Raw genomic sequence first — 21,738 nt, 5'->3', positions numbered from 1 at the left:
TGCGGTGATGTTCACGGTGACCGTCGCGGGATGCGCGGCCACCGGAGAGCGCGTCGATCAGGCGTCGGCGATGGTGGCCCGCTTGGCCGCGGAGGCCGACGCCGTGCCCACGCCGGAGCTCAGGTGGGATGCGTGTGCGGAGCCGGGGCTCGACGGCCATCAGTGCGCTCGGGTGCGGGTGCCGGTGGACTACGCGCGGCCGCAGGGGCGAACGGTGTCGTTGGCGCTGGTCCGGCAGCCCGCCGCCGATCCGGAGCAGCGCATCGGGACGGTTTTCGCGGCGGTCGGTGGGCCGGGCGGCTCGGGATACGACTGGGCCCGCGACACCGAGATTCTGTCGGGTGAGATCGCGCGACGCTTCGATGTCGTGACCTTCGATCAGCGGGGCATCGGGCGCAGCGGACAGGTGCGATGTTTCGCCGACGATGCCGCGCAACAACAGTTCTGGGATGGCCTGCGCATTCCACCGGTGAACGGTGAGCAGGACAGGGCGGCTGCGGCGGCGGCTCGGCAACTGGCCGCCGGGTGCGCCGAGCACAGCGGTGCGATGCTTCCGTACCTGACCACCGTCGACGCGGCGCGCGATCTGGAACTGTTGCGTCGCGCGGTCGGCGAGCCGCAGATGACCTACGTCGGTTACTCCTACGCCAGCTACCTGGGCCAGGTGTACGGCGCGCTGTTCCCCGACCGGGTGCGCGCCTTGCAGCTCGGTTCCATGATCGACCCCCAGCGGTATACCAACGACAGCGTCACCGCCCTCGGTGACGCTGCCACCGGCACCGAGGAAGTGCTCACCGAATTCCTGCGATTGTGCGAGACCGCCGCGCCCGGCGCGTGCGCGTTCGCCGGCGGGAATCTCCGTCAGCGGCACACCACGCTGCTCGCGTCGCTCGAACGGGCTCCGATCGTGATCGGGTCGGGCGCCGACGCGCTGCCGTTCAGCTACCACGATCTGATGCTGGTGCACGCGGCTCTGCTCTACGATCCCGATCAGGGCTGGTCCGCACTGGCCCGGCTACTGTCCGAGCTCGAACGGGCAGCGCTCGGTGATCCGGCCGCTGCCCGCGCGATTCTGGCGTCGGCGCCGTTCGACTACGACTTCCTCGAGTCCTACGTCGCGATCAGCTGTGCCGACAACTCACTGCCGCGCGATCCGGACCGCTGGCCGGAACTCGGGCGCGAACTCGACCGCACCGCACCCACTTTCGGCGGTTACTGGCTGTATCCGCTACAGGCTTGCGCTGCCTGGCCCGCACCCGAGTCGGGCTACCCGCAGCGTTATCTCGGACCGTGGACGTTGCGCACCAGAACGCCCGCGCTGCTGATCAACAACCGTTTCGATCCTGCCACCCCGCTGCCTGCTGCCCAACGCGCACAGCAGGCGCTCGGCAACGCACACCTGATGGTGATTCCCGGATACGGGCACGATCCGACCAGCCCGTGCGTGCGCGCTGCCCAGGAGCGATATCTGATCGAGCTGGAACTTCCCGCTGCCGGATGCCCGGCCGCTCATCGGCCTTTCACCGCTTGAGCGGCAGTCGGCGCACGAGTGCGACGGCCCGCGGCGTCCACCTCCTACCGCGGGCCGACACGAGCAACCGCGTCGTCGGAAATCTCTCGATTACGGCGTCGAGAACCCGATGAGCGCGCCGATGCCAGCGCCGATCGGCACGGTGACCAAGGCGCCGACTCCGCCGAGGAAGAAGCCGAGGACCGCGCCGATTCCGGCGCCGATGAGTGCGCCGACGCCCGCGTTGTGCTGCTTGCGGGCGAGGGTGGCCGCATCGTCGTCGACGAAGGAGGCGAGGCGGTCGGTGGTGGCGGCCGGGGCGCCGACGGGGGTGAGGGTGAGGGTGCGGCCCGCGTCGCTGATCTGCGGCGCGAGGCCGAACTTGTGGCCGTCGGCGACGAAGGCCATCGGAAGGGTGGCGACCACTCGGCCGGTGCCATCGGCGAGGGTGACGGCCTTTCCGTCCGCGGTCAGCGCGAAGCCGCCCTGGGCGACGGTGGCCGACACGCCGGTGCCGTCGGCGGTGGGTGCTGCGGTGTAGCCGATGCCCTGTTCGGTGCCGTGTACCGCGATAGCGTCGGGGGCCGGTGCTGCCGGGTGGGCGTGCACGACACCCGCGGAAGCGCCCAGTACCCCGATGGTCAGGAAGGCGGTGGCGGTGAAACGCTTGAATCTCATCTGAATCCCCACTTAGTCCGATGCGGCACGACGGCCGACACGTCCCCTCTGCGCCGAAGGCTTCGTTCATTGTGATCGATAAGGTATTGCGCTGCAAGGGTATTCGCTCATAGATAGCTGGCGGCCGAATACTCGGCGCGGATCGGGCGCACTGCGCAGCGGTGTCTTGGCACCCCGGCCACCTCGCTCGACGCCGAGGACCGGGACTATCGTGGAATATCCTGCGCCCGCCACCACGTTCTACTGGTCGACCAGAGGCGCGGACGGCGCTATCCGGAAGCAGTGAAGGAGACGGTGTGAGCAATCCACGGAAGGCGATTCTGGCCGGCGGATGCTTCTGGGGGATGCAGGACCTGATTCGCAAGCAGCCGGGGGTGCTGTCGACGCGGGTCGGCTACACCGGCGGTAGCAACGACCACCCGACCTACCGCAATCACCCGGGCCACGCCGAGGCGGTGGAGATCGTCTACGACCCGGATCGGACCGACTACCGCGCCCTGCTGGAATTCTTCTTCCAGATCCACGACCCGACGACCAAGAACCGCCAGGGCAACGACATCGGCACCAGCTACCGGTCGGAGATCTTCTACCTCGACGAGGACCAGCGGCGCACCGCGCTGGACACCATCGCCGACGTCGAGGACTCGGGCCTCTGGCCGGGCAAGGTGGTCACCGAGGTGTCTCCGGCTCGCGAGTTCTGGGAGGCCGAGCCGGAGCACCAGGACTACCTCGAGCGCTTCCCCGACGGCTACACCTGCCACTTCCCCCGTCCGGGCTGGAAGCTGCCCAAGCGCAGCACGGCGAGGCAGTAACTCTCGGTTGTATCGCGGTGGCAGGCCGTCGGCGTTGCCATCGCTTGCCGTTCCGCCGGGCACGCGCATTCCGCATTGCTGTCCCGTGGCCGGTCGGCCGGGGACCGAGGTGCCCGCTGTGATGGGGGGAGTAGGCGTCGGTGCGGCAAGTCCACGGCAAGGAGCCGCTACCAGACGCCGGGCTCCGGTGCCCGAATTTCGTTGCGTGAACCTGGGTCGCAGTGGCGTCGAGAGGTTCGCTGCCGAACGGCCGTGCCGAGCGTGATGCCAACGGCCGATCGGGGCGAAGCCGGGCAATCCGCGGCGAAATACCCTGTCGCCTAGCATAATAGGCCGTGCTCACGCGGAGATGACGGCTGGGACTGGGGGGCGATGCTGACCCGTAGGACGGTGTTGCATGCGGCGCTGGTGGCGCCGCTGGCGGCGTGTGGCGACGGTGTGCTTGGGACGCCGGGGGCGGTGCGGATCGCGGTGGCGTGGAGCGGGTCGGAGCTGGCGGCGTTCCGGCGGGTGCTGGAGGCGCTGGGCTTGTCGGGCTCGGTGGATGTGATTCCGCTCGGTGATGAGATCGGTACGGCGTTGACCGGTGGGCGTTCGGCGCCGGAGTTGGTGATGTTGCCGCTGGCCGGGCGCGTGCGTGAGCTGGCGGCCCGGGGTGCGCTACGGGATGTGCCCGAGTCCCTGTGGGCGGATGAGGCGCTGGAGCCGCGCTACCCCGCGGTGTGGCGGGGGCTGCTCTACCACGACGGACGCCCCTACGGTGTGCCGTTCAAGGCCGCGGACAAATCGCTGGTCTGGTACGACCGGGAATCGGCGCGCGACTACGAGCTCGGCGATCCGGCCCGGTGGACCCTGGAGGACTGGCTCACCCGCATCGAGTTCCTCGCCGGCAAGGACATGCATTTGCTCGCGTTATCGGCGGGAGACGGCTGGGCATTGACCGACCTGTTCGAAAACCTGCTGTACGCCGAATCTCCGGACACCTACATCGCGCTCGCGGACGCAGGCCCGGACGCGGTCTGGGAACGCGACGCGGTGCGCGCGGCTCTGCACCGGCTCGGCACCTGGTCGGTGCACGAATCGGCCTATCCCGGCGGCATCGGCACGGCACTCACCATGCAGTTCTCCGATGCGGTGCGGGAGGTGTTCGAACGGCGCCGGGCGGTGATGGTGGTGGCGCCGGATTTCGCCGAGCCGGTGGTGCGCAAGGCCGTCGCGGCCTCGGGTCGCAATCCGTACGACGTCGTCGGTGTCACGGGTTTTCCCGCGGTCGAGGCCGACGGTCCCGCGCCACTGATCTTCGGCGGCGACGCGCTCGTGCTGAACCGGGCCGCCGATGAGCGGGCCGAGCGGGTGCTCGTCGCGCTGGCCGCGCCCGCGGCGCCGTTGCAGTGGATCAACTCGTTTCACGGGTTCCTCGCCCCGAATCTGGCCACCGATGCCGCCTATTCGCCGTTCCTGCGGATGTCGGCCCAGCGGCTGCGCGGCGAGGTGGTCTTCGAACTGCCCGACCGATTCGGCCCGGCCGGCGGCCGCCATGAATTGTGGCGGGTACTGACTGAGTACCTGATCGCCGTCGACGCGGACCGCGCCCACGTCGTCCGCGCGGTCAACCAGGCCGTCCTCGCTCTCACCGGGCGGTGAGATGAACACGATCCCCGGTTTCTCCAGCAACGGTGTGCGGCTCGAGCTCGCGACGCGGCGGATGCGTGGCGCGCTGATCGGCGGCAGGCATCCCTGGCGTGGGTGGGAACGAGCCCAGCTCGTGCCCGCCGTGCTGCTGCAGGTGCTGTTGGTGGTCGCCTCGGCGTGGACGGTGGCGACCGCCGGGCCGCGAGTGGGTGTGCCGCTGGCTGTGCTCGCCTGCGGGGTCGCTGCGGTGTTCGTGCTGCGGAAGGCGGTGCGTCCGCAGCCGCGGGCACTCATGTGGACCGTGTATGCCGTAGTGCTCGCGCCGGGTCCGTTGCTGTTCTGCCGCATCGCGAATGCCGACGAGCTCGGGGTGTATGCGCGCACGCTGCTGTTCGTGGCGGCCGGGCTGGTGTTGATGGCGCTGGCGCTGGCCGCGGCGTGGTTCGGGCGCGGAGTGCGCTGGGTGTGGCTGCCGCTGGTGGTGCCGTTCGGCATCGCCGCGTTCGTCTCGGGTCTGGCATTCCGGGTGATGTTCGACCAGGCGGTGCCCGTCGGCGACGTCGGCACCTTCCGCACGGGGTACCGATGGATGCCGTTGTTCGCCTTCTGGTGGACCTGGTTCGGTTTTCTCGCAGGCATCTTCTCGGCGGCGCTGCGCGCGATCGAAGCGGACTCGGTGCGCTGGGGTTACCTCACCGGTCCCACCACCACGTTCCGGCCCGCGGTGCTGATGTGGCGGCTGCTGAGGCTGATGCAACCGGTGCTGCTGGTCACCGGGATCGCCGTGGTGGTCGCCGCGGCGCGGGTTTTCGACGTGATTCTCATCGGCGTTCCGGCCTCCTATCAGTACCAGCGCGACAGCGCGACCGTGCGCTGGTGGCGGTTGGTGACGGGGGAGAGCACCGCCGCCGAGGCGGCGATGTATTCGGTGCCGTTGGCGGTCCTGGTCGGCATGTGCGCGTTCGCGCTGTGGAAGGCGGGCGGCGCCAGGGAAATTCGCCTGCCATTGCGCCCGAATCCGCATGAGCCGTACGGCGTGCCACGCACGGCGTGGCCGACCACGGTGTTCGCGGTGCTGGTTGCCGCGGTGTTCGCGACGCCGCTGCTCATGCTGCTGTGGGTGTCGACGCGTCGTCCGGGTGGCCACGGCTGGCCCGCGCTCGGCCGGGTCTGGGAGGCCGGTCTGCCGTCGACGCTCGGCCTGACAACCCTGGTCGCGACCGTTGCCACCGTGCTTGCGGTTTCGGCGGCGCTGCCGGTGGCGCGCTGGCTGTCGACCACCGCGCCGGGCAGCTGGCGGTTCCGGATCGCCATCACCGGGCTGGTGGTGCTGGCCGTGCTGCCCGCCCAGATGTATCTGGGGCCGATCGACCAGGTGAGTGGGGCGCTCGGGTTCTCGGGGACGCAGTATCCGTTGATGCTGGTCCACGCCGCGGCCGGTATCCCGGTCACCGTGCTGATCCTGCGCGGTGCGTTACGGGCCGCCGCCGAGAATCCGCGCACGGCCGCGATCCACGGGCTGGCTCGCCCCGGGGCGGTGGCGCGGCGTTTGTGGGCCGGGGTCGGCGGCGCGGTAGTCGCCGCCGCGGTGCTGGAATTCGTTCAGGTGTGGAACGACTTCTTCGTCAGCCTGATGATCAGCGGGGCCGGGGTGAGCCCGTGGTCGCTGCTGCTGTGGGGCGAGGCCCGCCACTTCGAGGAGAATCTGCCGCAACTGGCGGCCGGATCACTGGTTTTCGCGATCGTGCCGGTCACGCTGTTGCTGGCCACCTGGCGGCGATTCCTGGTGCCGGCGCTCACCGGAGGAGTGCTGCGGTGACCGATCAGACGCCGCGGCCGCGATCCCCGGTAGTGCGTGCGGTGCCGTCCACCGGGATCCGCCTGCGGTTCGGCGGCGGCGCGCTGGCCGGCGCTATCCTGCTCGGACTGGTCATCAATATCGTGTCCAGTCTGTTCCTCGAACGCGGTGTGGGACTGCTGATCTCGGTGGCGCTGCTGGTGATCGGCGTGACCGTCGTCGTGGTGCTGGTGATTCGCTGGTTGTCGGCCGAACAGCGCAGACTGCGCGAAAGCCCGTACACCGCACGAGAACTCGAACTACTGGCGCAATTCGACGATGCCGAGACCCCGGTCGGCGTGCATACGTGTGCACCTCGCCCGCTGACGGTTCACCATGGCTCGGGCGTCGAGGCGAGGGTGCTCGGCGCGCTGCCGGTGCACGAATACACCGCCGCTGCCCTGCTCGATGTGCTGACCGCGATCCTGGACGCACCCACGCGCATTCCCGACGCGGGCGAGCCCGCCTACACCGGCGCGCCGCTGCTGCTAGCCGAACTCGAGCGCCAGGGATGTGTCGAGAACGCCGGAGTGCAGCAGTATCGCGTCGTCGCGGTGCCGCCGCCCGATGCGATGGCCGAGGTACGGGCGCAGGTGCAGTGGCAGGCCGCGATCACCGCACTGGCTCGCCACCACGCCGACCAGGCCGAACGATGGGCGATCGGCCTCGGCACGCTGCGCTTCGCCGCCGCAGCGCGCCGCTGGTTCGAGGTGGAAGAACCATTCCTGCGGCGGTTGGTGCTCGGCTGCGCGGAGCTCGGCGTGCGGCTGCCCCGCAGCGCGACGCCCGGACTGATCCGGATCACCGACGCCCTCGACGTATGGCACGCGCGCACCGGCGGCTACGACGTGCCGCTGGCCGAGGCGGTGGCCCGGCTGCCCGGACTCGACACCTTCGGCGCGCACGCCGCCCAGGTGCGGCTGCGCGCGGGCCGGGCCGAACGGACACCCCGCAACGGCCAGGGCGGCCGCTACGCCGATCTGGCCGCGCGCCGCGAACACGCAACGGCCCTCGCCGACCTCCCCGACCCGGCGGCGGCGGGCCCGGAGCACCTCGAACAGGCCCGCAAGCGCCTCGAACGGGTCTGGTGGATGCTGCCGCGCGAAGACATCCCCGGCGAGGTCTGCGCACTCGTCAACCTCGGGGTGGTCCTGTTGTGTCAGGGCAGGCTCGACGACGCGCAGGATCGTCTCGAACTGGCGGAGGCCCTGACCAGTCAAGGCCGCGACCCGGGCGGCCGCGCGCACATGCACGAAATCCTCGGGCATGTGTGGTGGGCGCGCGGCGAGGGGATCCGCGCGCTGCGGTGCTGGCGGCTCTCGCTCACCGCCAACCGCGCGCTGTGCGACGACCGTGCCGTCGCCCGCTGCCTCCAGCATCTTGCCGCGGCGGTGATCGTGGACCCGCGCTGCGCCGACGACGTCCTCGGACCCGACTCGGCCCGCCTACCTCGCGCGGCCGTGAAGGAGGCGACCGGCTGGCTCGCCCACGCGCTTCGGCTCGATCCTCGCGCCTCGACCGCCGGTCACTACCGCGACCTGGCGATCAGGCAGTACGGCATCGTGCCGCTGACCAGCATCGGCCATTGGCCACTGGCACTAGAGGAGAGTGTGCCGGGGGAGTGATCAGTCCGGCGGCTCCTGCGCACCGTCGGTCTCGGCGATCTCCGGAGCCACCTCGCGGGTCGCCATGCCGCCGTCGCGGCCCTGATCGGTGGGACCGGGGCGTCCGCCCTCGGGCTCGTCGGCGTCGTCGGTGTCCTTCTGTCGGGGCATGGGAATCCTCCTCGGTGTTTTCTTGGCAGTACCCACTCCCACCGAGTTCGATCACGCACGAGCCACGAGCTTCGTGGCGAGCACAGTGACTGCGCTACCCCGGTGCGGGCAGCCGCGTCAGGCGGCCTGGTGGATTGCCTGCGCGGAGTCGCCGACGACGGCGGTCTCGGCTCCGGTGAGTGTGCGGATGAAGGCGATCTGCGCGGCACGCCCGCGCGCGGCCGAGCGTGCGAATTGGCCGGGGACGACGCGTGCCCACGCTGTGCGAGCGAGGTTGATCGGCGCGCGCAGCATCGGGTACCACGGCAACGTGTAGGCGGGGAGGCCGAGTTTCTTCATCGCGTCGGGGCCCAGCAGCATGGTGGCGATCGACAGGTGCTGCGAGCGGGCGATGCGCCGGCGCGGTCCGGCGAGGTGGTCGTAATGCCAGCCCAGCGGTTCGTCGCGCATCGGCAGTGCCAGCTGGGGCGAGGTCTCGTCGGGGTTCGTGATGGCCGTCATCGTGTGGTAGAGGATGCGGACGCTGTCGCGGAAATCCTTGGGCAGGAAGCGTTCTTCCACGCCCATCACCCAGCCGACGTAGCGGGTGAAGTGCGCGACGGCGTCGGCGTCACGCGGGGTCACCAGCCCGCCCATGCCGATGGCGCCGATCATCGGAGCGATGAGCGCGCCGATGATCGTGGCGGCCATATCGGTCTGGTTGATCGGCAGACCCCATTCCTCGCCGCGCCAATCCGGTTGTGCCGCGATATGGCGGCGGACCATCGAATGGATCATCCGCACGTGCATCGTCGACCGGTAGCCGAGGCCGCGCGGCCGCATGCCGTCGGTCGAGGTGACGTCCATCGCCCACTGCGTCGTCTCGGCGAACCGCTTGGCCGGTCCCTTCTCCAAAGCCCCCGTGCGCAACAGGGTTTTGTTGAAACCCGAGGCGAGGTAGCCGCCGAGGAAGGACATGTCGCGCGCGACGTAGAGCCCGTCGCGGCCGCCGAGGCCGAAGACGAGTTCGGCGTGCCGGATCTTTCGCCAGTCGACCCAATCGGGGACGGCTTCGACGTACTCGAAGAACTCCCGCAGCGGCGCGGGAGCCTCCGGCACGGCGGCGATGCCCTCCCGCAGCGCGCGCTCGAACAGTGGGCGGGTGTTCGCCATCCCCTCGCGGTACATCCAGTCCACCAGCTCGTCCATCGGCTGGTCGCCGATGGTCAGCGCCGCACCCAGTTCATCGAACTGAGCGGGTGTCGGCTTGCGCAGCCCGAGCAGGCGGGCGAACGGGGCCAGCCCAAGTCCGGGGACGGTCTGCGGCGCGTCCGGGTGCCGGCCGGGGATCGTCGAAGCCATGGTCACTCTCCTTTGAGTAGGCGCGCACGGCGGGAACCCCAGGGATCGGCTGGAGCCCGCGTTCGCAGCTTCTGGCAAGAGTCTCTACCAGAATGAAGGTTTTGGCAAGAGTCCCTACCAAAGTCTGGTTCGAGTCAGCAGCGTCTGGCCCGGTTCGCAGCATCGGGGCCGGGCGGCACTTCACCCGCAGCGGGTGAGCCGTCCACCGCCGTCGGCTCCTAACGTCGCTATCGCGTGCAGTGAGCGGCCGTTGCGCCTGCTCGCCAGGTGGGTGGTCCGGCAGTCGAAAGGGGTGCCCGATGAACGGCATCGTGGTCGCGGTCGTCGGCGTACTGCTGTGCTTCTACGGGATCCGTTCGGTCCATCTGGGGATCCTGGCGATCGGGTTCGGCCTCGGCTGGATGATCGCCGACCTGTTCGACGCCTCGTTCTGGTGGTTGCTGCTGGTCGCGCTGATCGGCGCGATCTCGTCGTGGGTGGTGACCTCGCTGATCTTCCGGTTCGCGGCCTACTTCATCGGTGGGCTCACCGGCGCCATGATCGGCACCAAGCTCGCGATGGTGCTGCAACCCGGCGACAAGAACTGGGCACTGAGCATGATCGTCGCGCTCGCGGTCTGCGTGGCGGGCGCGTTCCTCGCGCAGAAGTTCCGCGCCCGCGCCCTGCTGTGGCTGACCTCGATCGGTGGCGCCAGCATGATTCTCAGCGGCGTCGCCCGCATGAGCGACTCGCTCGAATTCCTGCGCAGCCCCGAACCCGGCTGGCAGCAGATCACCTCCACGCTGGCCTGGATCGGGCTGTCGGTGCTCGGCTGGATCACCCAGCGTCACCTGTTCGCCGAGAAGCTCGGCATCGAGCATCTCGCCGGCGACGACGACGCCAAGGCCGACATGCGCCGACGCAACGGAGGCTGGCCTGCCGGCTGACGGCCGTACCTCGGTGCGCGCCATCAGCGGATCTCACAATGCGGTATCCGGCTCCGGTGATGTCACCGGGCCTGACTAGCATTTATGCGGCGAACCTTTCGATCAAGCCCCGAGGATCTGCGTTGACGACTGAACAACTCGACCGCTGGAACAGCCAGGAAGCAGCCGCAGAGGCGATGATCCCCATCATCGGTACGTTGTATCGAGACAAGGGCGTGACGATCCTGCTGCACAGTCGATCGCTGGTGAACAAGTCGGTGATCAGCATCCTGCGCACGCATCGGTTCGCCCGTCAGATCGAAGGTGAGGAGCTGTCGGTCGGCGAAACGCTGCCCGTCCTCCAGACCCTCACCGAGCTGGATCTGGGGCCGTGCAAGATCGACCTCGGCCAGTTGGTCATGGCCTACCGCGCCGACGATCGCGGCCTGTCGATCCGCGAGTTCACCGCCGCCATCCTGGCCGACGTGACCAACGGCAAGGTGCAATCGAACGGTCCGAGGGACGTCGTGCTCTACGGCTTCGGCCGCATCGGCCGGCTGGTGGCCCGGCTGCTCATCGAGAAGGCGGGCTCCGGGAACGGCCTGAACCTGCGCGCGGTGGTGGTGCGCCGCGGCGGAGCCGACGACCTGGTCAAGCGTGCGTCGCTGCTGCGAAGGGATTCGGTGCACGGCCAGTTCAACGGCACCATCAAGGTCGACGCCGACAACGACACCATCATCGCCAACGGCAACGTCATCAAGTTCATCTACAGCAACGATCCGGCGTCGGTCGATTACACCGAGTACGGCATCAACGACGCGATCCTGATCGATAACACCGGCAAGTGGCGCGACCGCGAGGGCCTGTCGAAGCACCTGCGCCCCGGCATCGCGAAGGTCGTGCTGACCGCGCCCGGTAAGGGTGACGTCCCGAATATCGTGCACGGCGTCAACCACCGCAGCCTGGACCTGTCGCAGCAGATCTTCTCCTGCGCCTCGTGCACCACCAACGCGATCGTGCCGCCGTTGAAGGCGATGGACGACGAATTCGGCATCCTGCGCGGCCACGTGGAGACGGTGCATTCGTTCACCAACGACCAGAACCTGCTGGACAATTACCACAACGCCGACCGCCGCGGCCGCTCCGCGCCGTTCAACCTGGTGCTCACCGAGACCGGCGCCGCCTCCGCCGTCGCGAAGGCCATGCCCGACTTCAAGGCCAAGATCACCGGCAACTCGATCCGCGTCCCCACCCCGGACGTCTCGATGGCGATCCTGAACCTGCACCTCGAGCGCGAGACCACCAAGGCCGAGGTGAACGAGTACATGCGCCGGGTATCCCTGTCCGGCCCGCTGAGCCGCAACCTCGACTACACCGCCGCCACCGACGTCGTCTCCAGCGACTTCATCGGCTCCCGCGCGGCCTCCATCATCGACGCCAACGCCACCATCGTCGAAGGCGACACCGCAATTCTGTACGTCTGGTACGACAACGAATTCGGCTACTCCTGCCAGGTGGTGCGCACGGTGCAGTACATCTCGGGCATCGAATACCCGACCTACCCGCAGCTCGAAGCAGCACAGGAGGTCGCCGCCGTCGCGGGCTGAGCGCCCGCTTCGGTCCGCTCGAAATCCGGGCCGAGTTCCGGGGATGCCGGCTTCCACGGCTCCCCGGAACCGGCCTTTCGCGGCCTCGTCATAGTGACGCCGAGAGCTCATTGCTTGCCCCACGGACCGGGCAGCGCTACGGCCAGGACCAGCACGGCCAATGGAAGGCCTACTGCGATGACATATCCCACCGCGATCACAGTTGCGGCTCGGCTGGCACGGCGACTATCGACCATCGGGGATACCGCTGCGTGCGGGTGATGAGTTCGGCTGGCTCGGTCACCACCCACCACGGAGTGCGTGCCTGGAGCGTGCCTAGATGGGGGACCACCACCACGTCGGCGAGGTGCTCGATGGCGTGCTGCACCGACTGCCTTGTCGAAATCCGAGAATGGGACGTTATGCCGATCACCGATCAGCAGGTGGCCACACACCATTTTCTTCGTCTCCTCGACGAGGACGATTACTATCCCAGCCGACTGGTGGAGCGAGGTAAAGCGATCCTGCTCGGGCTGTGCGAGCGCATCGAAGTCGAGCAGCCCGCCGACCTCTCGGCGCTGTACGTCCTCACCCACGCTGCTACGGAGGATTTCAATGCGCTCGAGCTCGAATTCGACTCGGCGGGAAGCGAATTAGATACTGTGGCACGTGAAGAAATAGGCGAGGACTTCTGGTTCATCGCCCGCGCCTATGGTTTCCACGAGGCGGACCTGTCGGAGCTGATCGCCGCCCGCGAGTGGTGAACCGAGTGGCTGGTTATCGCGGGGCGCGAAGGTGTCCACCGTGTGCGCCGGGACGGAAGCCGGCGGAACTCGGCCCGGGCGGAGCGGCGGCAGCTCGCCCCGGATGTCGCCGCTCACCCCTCGCGGCCGAATTACTTTGCGGTTCGCTGGAATTCGAACGAACCCGGCTTGTGTAGCGCGTTCGTGGTGAGTGTTCCGACGATCCGGCCCGGCCCCGGATCGAAGCGGATCTGGGTGCCGCCGGTGCCGTAGATCTGCTGGTGGACGGTCCCGGCGGCCCCGGTATCGAGGTTGCGCCAGTTCACCGCCACCTCCACCGAGCACGGCCCGATCCCGTGCAGCGCGCTGACAAGCCCGAAGTAGGGCGTGTCGGGGCCATGCGTTTCCTCGTCGTGTCGGTTGGATCGTTCAGCGATGTTCAGGGTTGGCGAAGTCGGGGCGGCAGCCGGCGTCCCATTCGCTGCGCCGGTTGCCTTCGGTGGGGAACCCGCCGGCATCGCGGAGCATCGCGGCCAGGTGCATGAGGTTGTAGGTCATAAAGGTCAGGTTGCGGTTGGTGAAGTCGTTGTCCGGGCCGCCGGAGCCCGGGTCGAGGTAGGAGGGCCCGGGTCCGGCTTCGCCGATCCAGCCGGCGTCGGCCTGCGGCGGGATGGTGTATCCGAGGTGCTGCAGGCTGTAGAGCAGGTTCATCGCGCAGTGCTTGATGCCGTCCTCGTTGCCGGTGATCAGGCACCCGCCGACGCGGCCGTAATAGGCGTACTGCCCGGCCTCGTTGAGCAGGCTCGAACAGGCGTAGAGCCGTTCGACCACCCGTTTCATCACCGAACTGTTGTCACCGAGCCAGATCGGCCCGCACAGCACAAGCATGTGCGCCGCCATCACCTGCTCGAACAACCCCGGCCAGGCATCCCGCGCCCACCCGTGCTCGGTCATATCCGGCCACACCCCGGTCGCGATGTCGTGGTCGACGGCTCGAACGACGTCGACGTGCACACCGTGCTGCCGCATGATCCCCGCCGAACGCTCGATCAGCCCGTCGGTATTACTGATCTCGGGCGAAGGTTTGAGCGTGGCGTTGATGAACAGCGCCCGCAGCCCGGTGAACCGGTCGGAGATCGCACCTTCCACCCGGTCCATGCTCAGCTCCTTTCATCGAAGCAGCCGATCACTCCTCGAACTATCCGCGGGGCCTACGGGCTTGGCATTCCTCGAACGGCACGCCGGACTGCACGCAGTCGTAGAGACCGCTTTGGACATCGCCGGAGGTGGGTGGCTCACCGCAGAGCAGCCCGCAGCGCTTGTAGCCCGGCACGTCTGACCCGTCAGGGAAATGGCAACCCGAGTCGTCGCAGGTGTAGTCGCGCAGGTTGGGGTCGTGTGGCATGAGACTTCGTGACAGTGACCAGACGTAGGCATCGGTCTGTGCGACACGCGTGCAATAGACCGTTCTGCCGTCCGCAAGTTGAGCGACCGCGCCGGGATCTTGGCAGTAGTCGTTCAGATTGACCTGCTGGGTCACGGTGCCACCGGCGGAGCCACTATCCACCAAGGGAGCGGCGGTCGCAGCGCCGGCGGATGCCGCGATGAGGGCGGCACCGAAGACGGCTCCGGCAAGTCGGGAGCGGACGGTTGTAGGTGGTGCGGCGGACTGCATCGGATCAATCCCGTTCTGTCGGCCCCGACCCGGTTCTTCGTCGACTCTAACGCTGTCCGATCACCGACACGCGCAGTTTCGGCTGGGCGGAAACTTTACCACCAGCCCATACCCGGCCGGGCGAACTGTTGGTCCGCCTCACGGCTTCCAGGTGATGCGCCCACCCTGGAAGTCCTGCGCTTTCCCGCCCTGATGGTCGTATTCGTCGCTGGTCGGGTACCCGTAGCGGCCGTTTTCGGCGCCGGCGGCGAGCCAGGTGTCGCGGATGGAGCCCCAGATGATGTGGGCGCCGGTGGCGGGGGACCAGTAGATGTCGCCGCCGTTGAAGCGGTTGAAGCGGCCGTTGTTCTTGGCGGTGGCTTCGTCGGTGATGGGGAAGCCGAGCGGGCTGTTCTCCCAGCCGACGGTGCCCCATTTGTCGCGGATGGCGCCGCCGATCTGGTGGGCGGCGGTGCCGAGGGACCAGTAGATGGAGTTGTTGCGTTCGAAGGCCTGGAACTTTCCGCCGTTGGCGTCGAGTTCCGGGGTGATGGGATTGCCGAAGGTGTTGTAGCCGCCGGCCTGGTCGTATTTGACCTCGATGGCCCCGCCGACGTCGAAGGGGCCGATCGGGCGGGCGCCGGCGGTGGTGGCGAACGCGGTGGTGAGGGCCAGGCCGGTGGCGGCAAGGGCGGTGGCGGCGGTGATCTTTCGGCGTGCCAAGTGAGCCTCCTAGGTCAGCTGGTGCGCGGTCGTTGTCGCGAGCCCGTGCACGGTGGCCGTCGGCCCGAAACCAGCCCCTGCGCCGGTCGGCACAGGTGAAGGGCGCGGACTGCGGCGCCGCGATGCACGGACGTTCTCCTTCGGCAGATGTGGACGTGTGGCATCCCCGAATGCTCTCCAGCCCTATCGGACCACTGGCGGGAGCCGTTAGCGTGGCCGTCGTCTCGCCGCGTGAACCGGCGCGGCGCTATCCCAGCCGACCGGCTCAGTCCGGTGGGTCGATCCGGAACCCGATCTTGACCGTGACCTGGGTATGGGCGATGGCACCGTCGACGATGTGGCCGCGCACGCTCACCATCTCGAACCATTCGAGATTGCGCACGGTCTCGCCGGCCCGGGTGACCGCATTGGCGATCGCGGCGTCGACGCCGTCTGGAGAGGAACCGACCACCTCGATAACGCGATAGACGTGATCACTCATGAGAAGAGTGTGGCACCTGTCACACGATGCCGCGGGAGAGTTGGGTGATCAGATCTCGAGCACGTCGGCGACCGGCCGTCGCGGCGTCGAGGTGAGCGGCGCGGCGGTGTGCGCCATCCAGCCCACCCGGACCATCGCTTGCGGATAGGCGCAGTCGTGCAGCAGGCCGGCTCGGATCTCCTGGCGGGGATCCGCCATGCCGAGCGGTTCGGTCTGCAAGCTGGTGGCCAGGCCGCGATCGGTCGCGGTGAGCAATACCGCGCTGGTGGCCTCACCGGCGCGTAGCTGCGATTGCCGATCGTCGCGAGCGGTGCCGACGACCAGCCACACGGCGGCGTCGGGCTGATCGGCCGAGTCGGCCAGCGTGGCATCGGCGAAGGTGCGGACCGGAATCTCGCCGGCGGCGCGGGGCGGTGGGGCGTTACGGCCGGGTACGCCGTCGGTGCTGCGCTCGCCACTGCTCCATCGGGCGAGTTCCGCCTGGTAGGCGGAATCCGTGGCGTGCGAGGCGGCGGCGCGGCGCATGGGCCCGGCCAGCCGTGGCAGCCACGGTTCGGGGATCTGCCGGACCACGGCGCCACAGTCGGCCGCCCGCTGGGCGAGCGCGCGGATCAGCCTGGCCGGAACGGGGCGGTGCAGGTAATGGCGCCGGTCGGTCTGCCGCATCAGGATGGCCGCGGCGAGCTCGATATCGGAGTCGCTCGGCGGCCTGCGGGTGACGTCGATATGGGCCAGATGGTCCGGGTCCCGCGGATCCGGCCGGCGCTCGACGCTCGTCGCCCATCCCAAGGCGGCGAATGCCACGCGCAGGTGATGGAGCACGACGCCGCAGCTGACGACCAGCGCGCGCTCGTGGGGGTCGGTGGCACCGAGTCCGCGGCTGGTATCGGCGAACAGATCGATCCCGCGGCGACCGATCCGCCACCGCCACGGCTGGGTGTTGTGGATCGACGGTGCGCGGACCGCCAGGTTCAGCGCGATATCGGCGGTGTGGAGATCGAGGCTCGAGCAGGGCATCGGTGGGTATCCTTCCGGCCGCGAGCGTCCCCGGAGCGGCCGTAGTCATCGGGTCAGCGCCCGAGGGTAGGCCGTTTTCCCAGTTCACGACGTCGCGTGCACGACCGCCGCCCGGTCGGCCGAAGGGTGCGCACAGCGCCGCGGTCGGACCATGGGAGGCGAAAGGGCCGGGCGCCGAATGACTCTGGGTACCCCTGAACACCGATCGACAGCTCGGCTATGAATTCGCTCATAGAGAGGTTTCGATCGGCTCGAACCGGGGTCGTGCTGCACGGCGCCGGCCTGGACCGAGGAACTCAGACATCGAGCACATGCGGCAACCCCGCCCGGAAGCGGTCCGCGTCCAGCTGCTTGGCGGCCGCGAAGATCGGCAGGTCGACGAGTGGGTGGATGACCGCTCGCGGCGCGGGGTCGTCGGCGGCGTCGAGGATGGCGTTGGCGGCCGCGCGCCCGGCCTCGTTGGCACCTTCCATGGTGGCGAGGTCGATGTTGGTGCGCACATGGTCGCCCCCGAAGAACAGATTCGGGATGGCGCAGCGCGCGTCGGGACGATGCTGGTAGGAGCCGACGGTGTTGACCAGCAGTGGAGTCTCGTTGTAGGTGGTGCCACCGGACCAGCTGATGCCCGGATCCAGGTGCCAGGAGTGGATGTCCTCGGCCCGCAGCCAGCCGGTGCCGGTATTGAGCCACTGCTCGAGCTGGGCCCACACCTCGCGGGCGATCTCGTCCTTCGAGCACTGTTTGGCGGTTTTGCCGAAGAGGATGCCGGGGGTGTCCCAGTCGGAGACGTCGACCGACAGGCATTCGACCGCGCGCCCGTCACCGTAGCGCTGCGCGAAATCGCCGACCCACATCGGTGCCTGACGCAGCGCGGTGATCGCCCACGGCGAGCCGAGCGCGGCGATATGGCCTTCGGGGATCTCGGTGGGCCGGGTCAGGTAGTACTGGATGCCGACCATCCAGTCGGTCACCAGTTCGGCCATCCCCGCCAGCCGCGGATCTGCGGCCAGGATCGCCGGGCTCAGCAGCGGCACCGTTCGCTCCACCGGCATCGCGCAGATGTACCAATCCGCCTCGACCCGCGTGGCGGCGCCGCCGGAATCGATGACGGTGGCACCGGTGATGCGTCCGCCCTGGAGGTCGAGCGCGGTCGCGCGCTGATCCATCACGAACCGCACGCCCCGCCCGCGCAGGTACGTGACCCACGGATCGATCCACGCCTCATTGGTCGGGCGATTGAGGATCCGGTCGATTCCCGCCGCGTATTGCGGGATCAGCCCGGTGCCCGCCAGCACCAGCGCCTCACCGATGGTGCCGATGGTGCGCGCCGAGCTCATATGCGGTTTGGCGGCCACGGTGATGCGGGTCAGCGCCGACACCAGGTAATCGCGGTAGGCCTGTGATTTTCCGTCCGCGCGCAGAATCTGTTCCCAGGTCAGGTACTCCCACTGCCCGAACCGCCGTTCGGTGGACGAGGTGAACCACATCATCATCTGTTTGGTGAAGAACGCCAGCTCGGCGGGCGGCAGCTCGGGGATGAAGCCGAAGGCCGTGACGAGGGTGTTCTGCAACAGTTCCGGCGTGAGCTGCCCGATCGCGGCCGGCTCGACCGGAAGGAACACCGGTGGCCTGCCGCGGAATCCGGCGACGGTGCCCTCGACCCGCACCAGATTTCCCGCCACGCCGTCCGGATTGCCGGGAAACGGTATGCGCCGCATGGTGTCCGGGAGATTCTGATAGCAGCCGGGGAAGAAACGGAAGCCGTGCTCGCCGGGCAGATCGAGCCTGCCGTCGGTGGCGGTACCGGGAACGCCGAGACTGCGGGCCTTACCGCCGAGATAGGCCGGCTCGTACACAGTCACCGTGTAGCCGCGTTCGATGAGCTCGTGTGCGGCCGACAGCCCGGCCACCCCGCCGCCCAGGATCGCGACATCGCGGTTGCCGCGTGCACCGGGGGAGCGGCGGACAGGGGTCGCACCAGAGGTGGCGGCACCGAGCGATAGTGCCGCTCCCGCTCCCGCGACGACGGCACCGCGCAATACATCGCGACGGGTCCAGGACGGGGCCGTATTCGATGGCGATTCAGACATCTTCGTCTCCAGCGCGGGAAGGGTGAGCGATCGGTGCGGGTGTGAGCGGAGGTGCGGGGGCGCGGTAACGATTGGCGCGCAACGCGGTTCGTGCCTCGTGCCAGTCGGCGGCCGCCTCGCGCAGTTCACGGGTGACGTCGGCCAGCACCGCGCCTGCGGCGGTCGGCGTGTGCCGGAGCGCACCGGCAGCCAGCCCGACCGCCCGGCGCGGCGTGAACACCGCGCCCGGTTCGGTGGTGCGGGAAAAGATGCCGGTCACCGCGGCGGCCAGGGACGGGTCGCGGGTAGCGGTGCGATAGAGCTCGATCTCCAAGGGATGCATGTCTTCTGCCCGCGCGAGCCGATTGGTCCACTGGTAGATCGGCAGGCACTCGCGAAGGCGTCGATCGGCCCAGTGCGACATGGCGAGGTCGAGGGCTTTCGGATGCTCGAGCAGCGGGGCAGCGGTGTCGGCGAGCAATCGGCCGTAGCGCAGCGCATCGCGAATGCCCTGGGCGGTGACCGGATCCTTGAAATGTCCCGCGTCCCCGGCCAAGGCCCAGCCCGGTCCACTCGAGCGCCGGAAGTACGAGGCGATCCCGGTGGCGGCCCGGACCCGGCCCACCCGCTCGCATTCGCGCAGCCGCTCGGCGAGGCCGGGAATCCGGGCGATCGCCTCGAGGTAGCGCTGTTCGGCGCGGCCGGGTCCGAGGCCGGGTTCCTCGCTGACGGGTGGCTGGACCAGCGACAGCAGCAGCCCGTCGTCGCAGGGAAACGCCGTGCCCAGGTCGCGTCCGGCACGCCACTGGGCGGCAACGTGACGCCACGATGAACTGTCCTCGCGCCAGTACGCGTAATAGCATTCCCGGCCGCTCGGGGCGTGCAGGAACGGCTCGAGTGCTCCGCACAGCCGCGCCACCGTGCTACGCCTGCCGTCGGCGCCGATCACCAGCGGGGCCCGCAGCTCGACGAGCGTGTCCGCGTGGTCGCGATACCGCACCCCGGCACATCGATCGTGCTCCCACACCAGCTCCACCACCCGGCAGCGCTCGCGCACGTCGGCGCCGGCCGTGCGCGCCGCGCCGACCAGAACCGCGTCCAGCCCGGTGCGGCGCACGCACATCGCGTAGTCGATTCCGCCGGCCGGAGTGAATTCTGAGGGCACCCGATAGCCGGCACCCGCCGCGAAGGCCGACGTCAGGCGGGGCGCGCCGAGTGCTTCGACCTGTTCGAGCACGCCGAGCGCGTGCAACTCGGCGAGTCCACCCGGCCAGAGCAGGTGGGTCGAGAGCGTGTCGGACGGGAAGTGCGCACTGTCGAGGACGATGACGCGCCGCCCCGCCCGGGCGATCGTCATGGCGACGGCGGAGCCCGCGCAGCGCGCGCCCACCACGATGACATCGGTGTATTCGACCGCCGTACTGGAGGAATCGGCCATTTCTCACGCCTCGGTCATCGCGTCTCGGACACTATGTCCGATTGATGGTGAACGTCTGCCGCCCCGCTGTCAACGGGCGATGGTGCTTCGGCCGGATATCCGCGCCCCGAGGCACAATGGCCGCATGGAGCCCTCCGAGCGAGCCAGCAGCCGATGCCGTCGCTGACGCGCGTCCCGCGCGGCGGCCGCAAGCCGTCCGACGATCGCCGCGCCGAATTCGAACGGCGCGTGCTGGCAGCCGTCGAAGAGCTGCTCGCCGACGGCACCCCGTACACCGAACTGGCCGTGCAGAAGATCGCCGCCGCCTCGCAATCGGCGAGATCGACGTTCTACCGGTACTTTCCGGACAAGAGTCAGTTGCTGATCCGGATGGCCGACCTGGCCACCACCGATCTGTTCGATGCCGCCGAACAGTGGTGGACCGCCGATCACAGCGACGGCGTCGACGGTGTGGTGCAAGCGATCCGGGCCATGATCGCCGGCTTCCGCACCCATCGCTACTTGCTCCTGGCGCTGACCGAGGTTTCCGCCTACGACCGTGACGTCGGCGCGTATTGGCGTTCGCGGGTCGCTACCTTCGCCGCGATGGTCCGGGCCCGCCTCGACAGCGACCGCCGGGCCGGGAAGATCAGCTCCGCCGTCGACCCGACGGCGACCGCGGTGGTGCTGACGTCCATGGTGGAACGCTCCATCGCGGTCGCGTTCTCCGCCGATACCGGCATCTCCGACGACGTCCTGGCCGACTCGCTCGGACGCGCGATCTGGCTCGTCGTCTACGGCGACGCGCCGCGCGCCACGCCGTGACGCGCCGCTGGATCGTGTGTCTTCCCTCGGATCGCGAAGGCGTGCTGTTCAATTGATCCGGTCAGCGTGTTTCCAGCGACGAGCGCACTAGGAGACGACATGGCACGGCCCCCGATGAACATCGGGCACCGGGCGGACTGCATCGTCAGCCGCAGATGATTCCGCGGCGTCGCGGTCGGTCGTTTCCGCACATGCCGCGATGCCAGGAGTCCTGAGACGGAAATCTCCAGCATCACTCAGCATCCGAAAAGGAGCACGAACGTGAGCATGATTCTCGTTGCGCTGCACGACAGCTACGGCGCGGTGGTCGCACAGATCGGCAACCCCACCCCGGAAGCACCGCCGTTGGCGGACAAGATCATGCAGATGACCCGGTACCTCACCTGGTTCGTTCTGCTGTCCGGCGTCGCCGCGATCACCTACGGCGGCGGCCGATTCGCCTGGGAGAAGTGGAGCGGCGGCGGGCTGCAATCGCCGAAGATGGTGGCCGGCGCCATGGCCGGCGGTGTCGTCGCCACCAGCGCGGGCACCATCATGAACGCGGTGATCGGCGCCTGAGGCCGATCACGGGCCGGTATGCGGGTGGCGGCGCGCCACGGTGCCGACACCCGCATACCGCCGCCGATGGATCGCCGGGCACGCCGGCGACTCGAACGACCATTGTGGCCGAAACGTAACCTGCATCCACCGGTTCGGAACCGCGGAACCCGCGCCGGCATGTTCTGCTGAATCG

Annotated in this window: 21 protein-coding genes; 10 read left to right on the top strand and 11 right to left on the bottom strand. The window is 68.8% G+C overall.

Features of this window, described 5'->3' with window-relative positions:
• Positions 1–7 precede the first annotated feature (7 nt).
• Positions 8–1,531, top strand: coding sequence for an alpha/beta hydrolase (locus AC4HOU_RS23535; RefSeq protein ID WP_228806712.1), 1,524 nt, complete (start codon positions 8–10; stop codon positions 1,529–1,531).
• A gap of 90 nt (positions 1,532–1,621) precedes the next feature.
• On the opposite strand, the gene AC4HOU_RS23530 is transcribed toward AC4HOU_RS23535, so the two are convergent.
• The gene (locus AC4HOU_RS23530) at positions 1,622–2,188 is read right to left on the bottom strand and encodes a DUF8020 domain-containing protein (protein WP_194991431.1); all 567 of its coding nucleotides are present in this window, start codon (positions 2,186–2,188) and stop codon (positions 1,622–1,624) included.
• Positions 2,189–2,484: 296 nt separating this feature from the next.
• On the opposite strand from AC4HOU_RS23530, the gene msrA reads away from it, so the two are divergent.
• From msrA to AC4HOU_RS23510, 4 genes are all read left to right on the top strand, one after another.
• On the top strand, positions 2,485–3,000 hold the full coding sequence (gene msrA / locus AC4HOU_RS23525) for a peptide-methionine (S)-S-oxide reductase MsrA (RefSeq protein WP_163812339.1): 516 nt from the start codon (positions 2,485–2,487) through the stop codon (positions 2,998–3,000).
• 372 nt (positions 3,001–3,372) lie between these two features.
• Positions 3,373–4,644 carry an ABC transporter substrate-binding protein gene (locus AC4HOU_RS23520; RefSeq protein ID WP_163812337.1) on the top strand — a complete coding sequence of 424 codons (1,272 nt, stop codon included), beginning with the start codon at positions 3,373–3,375 and terminating at the stop codon, positions 4,642–4,644.
• Between the two features lies 1 nt (position 4,645).
• Complete coding sequence (locus AC4HOU_RS23515) at positions 4,646–6,451, top strand: ABC transporter permease family protein (protein WP_194991432.1); 1,806 nt, start codon at positions 4,646–4,648, stop codon at positions 6,449–6,451.
• Positions 6,448–8,094 (top strand): tetratricopeptide repeat protein, encoded by a 1,647-nt coding sequence (locus AC4HOU_RS23510; protein ID WP_195007171.1) that lies wholly within the window; start codon positions 6,448–6,450, stop codon positions 8,092–8,094. The genes AC4HOU_RS23515 and AC4HOU_RS23510 overlap by 4 nt, the downstream gene beginning before the upstream one ends.
• Here AC4HOU_RS23510 and AC4HOU_RS23505 read toward each other — a convergent pair whose 3' ends face one another.
• The gene (locus tag AC4HOU_RS23505) at positions 8,095–8,244 is read right to left on the bottom strand and encodes a hypothetical protein (RefSeq protein ID WP_194992496.1); all 150 of its coding nucleotides are present in this window, start codon (positions 8,242–8,244) and stop codon (positions 8,095–8,097) included.
• Between the two features lie 117 nt (positions 8,245–8,361).
• A complete protein-coding gene (locus AC4HOU_RS23500; protein WP_194992495.1) occupies positions 8,362–9,585 on the bottom strand; it encodes an oxygenase MpaB family protein in 1,224 nt (407 codons plus the stop codon).
• Positions 9,586–9,884: 299 nt separating this feature from the next.
• Between AC4HOU_RS23500 and AC4HOU_RS23495 the strand changes: the two genes are divergently transcribed.
• The 3 genes from AC4HOU_RS23495 (at position 9,885) to AC4HOU_RS23485 (ending at position 12,840) form a co-directional block, all read left to right on the top strand.
• The gene (locus AC4HOU_RS23495; protein ID WP_163812329.1) at positions 9,885–10,511 is read left to right on the top strand and encodes an ABC-2 transporter permease; all 627 of its coding nucleotides are present in this window, start codon (positions 9,885–9,887) and stop codon (positions 10,509–10,511) included.
• Positions 10,512–10,633: 122 nt separating this feature from the next.
• Positions 10,634–12,097, top strand: a complete 1,464-nt coding sequence (locus tag AC4HOU_RS23490) for a glyceraldehyde-3-phosphate dehydrogenase (RefSeq protein WP_195019228.1) — start codon at positions 10,634–10,636, stop codon at positions 12,095–12,097.
• 401 nt (positions 12,098–12,498) lie between these two features.
• Positions 12,499–12,840, top strand: a complete 342-nt coding sequence (locus AC4HOU_RS23485; protein WP_195019229.1) for a DUF5713 family protein — start codon at positions 12,499–12,501, stop codon at positions 12,838–12,840.
• A 131-nt stretch (positions 12,841–12,971) separates the two neighbouring features.
• On the opposite strand, the gene AC4HOU_RS23480 is transcribed toward AC4HOU_RS23485, so the two are convergent.
• From AC4HOU_RS23480 to AC4HOU_RS23445, 8 genes are all read right to left on the bottom strand, one after another.
• Positions 12,972–13,145 (bottom strand): hypothetical protein, encoded by a 174-nt coding sequence (locus AC4HOU_RS23480; RefSeq protein WP_163812319.1) that lies wholly within the window; start codon positions 13,143–13,145, stop codon positions 12,972–12,974.
• A 103-nt stretch (positions 13,146–13,248) separates the two neighbouring features.
• On the bottom strand, positions 13,249–13,977 hold the full coding sequence (locus AC4HOU_RS23475) for a flavodoxin family protein (RefSeq protein WP_195019230.1): 729 nt from the start codon (positions 13,975–13,977) through the stop codon (positions 13,249–13,251).
• A 40-nt stretch (positions 13,978–14,017) separates the two neighbouring features.
• Positions 14,018–14,359 carry a hypothetical protein gene (locus AC4HOU_RS23470; protein ID WP_195019231.1) on the bottom strand — a complete coding sequence of 114 codons (342 nt, stop codon included), beginning with the start codon at positions 14,357–14,359 and terminating at the stop codon, positions 14,018–14,020.
• Positions 14,360–14,632: 273 nt separating this feature from the next.
• Positions 14,633–15,196, bottom strand: coding sequence for an LGFP repeat-containing protein (locus tag AC4HOU_RS23465; RefSeq protein ID WP_163812315.1), 564 nt, complete (start codon positions 15,194–15,196; stop codon positions 14,633–14,635).
• Between the two features lie 265 nt (positions 15,197–15,461).
• On the bottom strand, positions 15,462–15,677 hold the full coding sequence (locus tag AC4HOU_RS23460; RefSeq protein WP_163812313.1) for a dodecin: 216 nt from the start codon (positions 15,675–15,677) through the stop codon (positions 15,462–15,464).
• A 48-nt stretch (positions 15,678–15,725) separates the two neighbouring features.
• Positions 15,726–16,694, bottom strand: a complete 969-nt coding sequence (locus AC4HOU_RS23455) for an Acg family FMN-binding oxidoreductase (RefSeq protein ID WP_195019232.1) — start codon at positions 16,692–16,694, stop codon at positions 15,726–15,728.
• 296 nt (positions 16,695–16,990) lie between these two features.
• Positions 16,991–18,784 carry a hydroxysqualene dehydroxylase gene (locus tag AC4HOU_RS23450; RefSeq protein WP_195019233.1) on the bottom strand — a complete coding sequence of 598 codons (1,794 nt, stop codon included), beginning with the start codon at positions 18,782–18,784 and terminating at the stop codon, positions 16,991–16,993.
• Positions 18,777–20,201, bottom strand: a complete 1,425-nt coding sequence (locus AC4HOU_RS23445; RefSeq protein ID WP_195019234.1) for an NAD(P)/FAD-dependent oxidoreductase — start codon at positions 20,199–20,201, stop codon at positions 18,777–18,779. Before AC4HOU_RS23445 ends, AC4HOU_RS23450 begins: the two co-directional genes overlap by 8 nt.
• A 153-nt stretch (positions 20,202–20,354) precedes the next feature.
• Between AC4HOU_RS23445 and AC4HOU_RS23440 the strand changes: the two genes are divergently transcribed.
• Together AC4HOU_RS23440 and AC4HOU_RS23435 are read left to right on the top strand one after the other, a co-directional pair.
• Entirely contained in the window at positions 20,355–21,005 is a 651-nt protein-coding gene (locus AC4HOU_RS23440) for a TetR/AcrR family transcriptional regulator (protein ID WP_163812305.1), read from the top strand.
• Positions 21,006–21,272: 267 nt separating this feature from the next.
• The gene (locus tag AC4HOU_RS23435; RefSeq protein WP_171048237.1) at positions 21,273–21,563 is read left to right on the top strand and encodes a hypothetical protein; all 291 of its coding nucleotides are present in this window, start codon (positions 21,273–21,275) and stop codon (positions 21,561–21,563) included.
• Positions 21,564–21,738 lie beyond the last annotated feature (175 nt).

The organism is Nocardia sp. JCM 38205, from assembly GCF_058222935.1.
This window is presented reverse-complemented; position numbering and strand designations above follow the sequence as displayed.

Coding starts and splice junctions, on each gene's coding strand:
- AC4HOU_RS23535 (WP_228806712.1), top strand. CDS start 8: ATGTTCACGGTGACCGTCGCGGGATGCGCGGCCACCGGAGAGCGCGTC.
- AC4HOU_RS23530 (WP_194991431.1), bottom strand. CDS start 2,188: ATGAGATTCAAGCGTTTCACCGCCACCGCCTTCCTGACCATCGGGGTA.
- AC4HOU_RS23520 (WP_163812337.1), top strand. CDS start 3,373: ATGCTGACCCGTAGGACGGTGTTGCATGCGGCGCTGGTGGCGCCGCTG.
- AC4HOU_RS23515 (WP_194991432.1), top strand. CDS start 4,646: ATGAACACGATCCCCGGTTTCTCCAGCAACGGTGTGCGGCTCGAGCTC.
- AC4HOU_RS23505 (WP_194992496.1), bottom strand. CDS start 8,244: ATGCCCCGACAGAAGGACACCGACGACGCCGACGAGCCCGAGGGCGGA.
- AC4HOU_RS23500 (WP_194992495.1), bottom strand. CDS start 9,585: ATGGCTTCGACGATCCCCGGCCGGCACCCGGACGCGCCGCAGACCGTC.
- AC4HOU_RS23495 (WP_163812329.1), top strand. CDS start 9,885: ATGAACGGCATCGTGGTCGCGGTCGTCGGCGTACTGCTGTGCTTCTAC.
- AC4HOU_RS23485 (WP_195019229.1), top strand. CDS start 12,499: ATGCCGATCACCGATCAGCAGGTGGCCACACACCATTTTCTTCGTCTC.
- AC4HOU_RS23475 (WP_195019230.1), bottom strand. CDS start 13,977: ATGGACCGGGTGGAAGGTGCGATCTCCGACCGGTTCACCGGGCTGCGG.
- AC4HOU_RS23460 (WP_163812313.1), bottom strand. CDS start 15,677: ATGAGTGATCACGTCTATCGCGTTATCGAGGTGGTCGGTTCCTCTCCA.
- AC4HOU_RS23455 (WP_195019232.1), bottom strand. CDS start 16,694: ATGCCCTGCTCGAGCCTCGATCTCCACACCGCCGATATCGCGCTGAAC.
- AC4HOU_RS23450 (WP_195019233.1), bottom strand. CDS start 18,784: ATGTCTGAATCGCCATCGAATACGGCCCCGTCCTGGACCCGTCGCGAT.
- AC4HOU_RS23445 (WP_195019234.1), bottom strand. CDS start 20,201: ATGGCCGATTCCTCCAGTACGGCGGTCGAATACACCGATGTCATCGTG.
- AC4HOU_RS23440 (WP_163812305.1), top strand. CDS start 20,355: ATGCCGTCGCTGACGCGCGTCCCGCGCGGCGGCCGCAAGCCGTCCGAC.
- AC4HOU_RS23435 (WP_171048237.1), top strand. CDS start 21,273: ATGATTCTCGTTGCGCTGCACGACAGCTACGGCGCGGTGGTCGCACAG.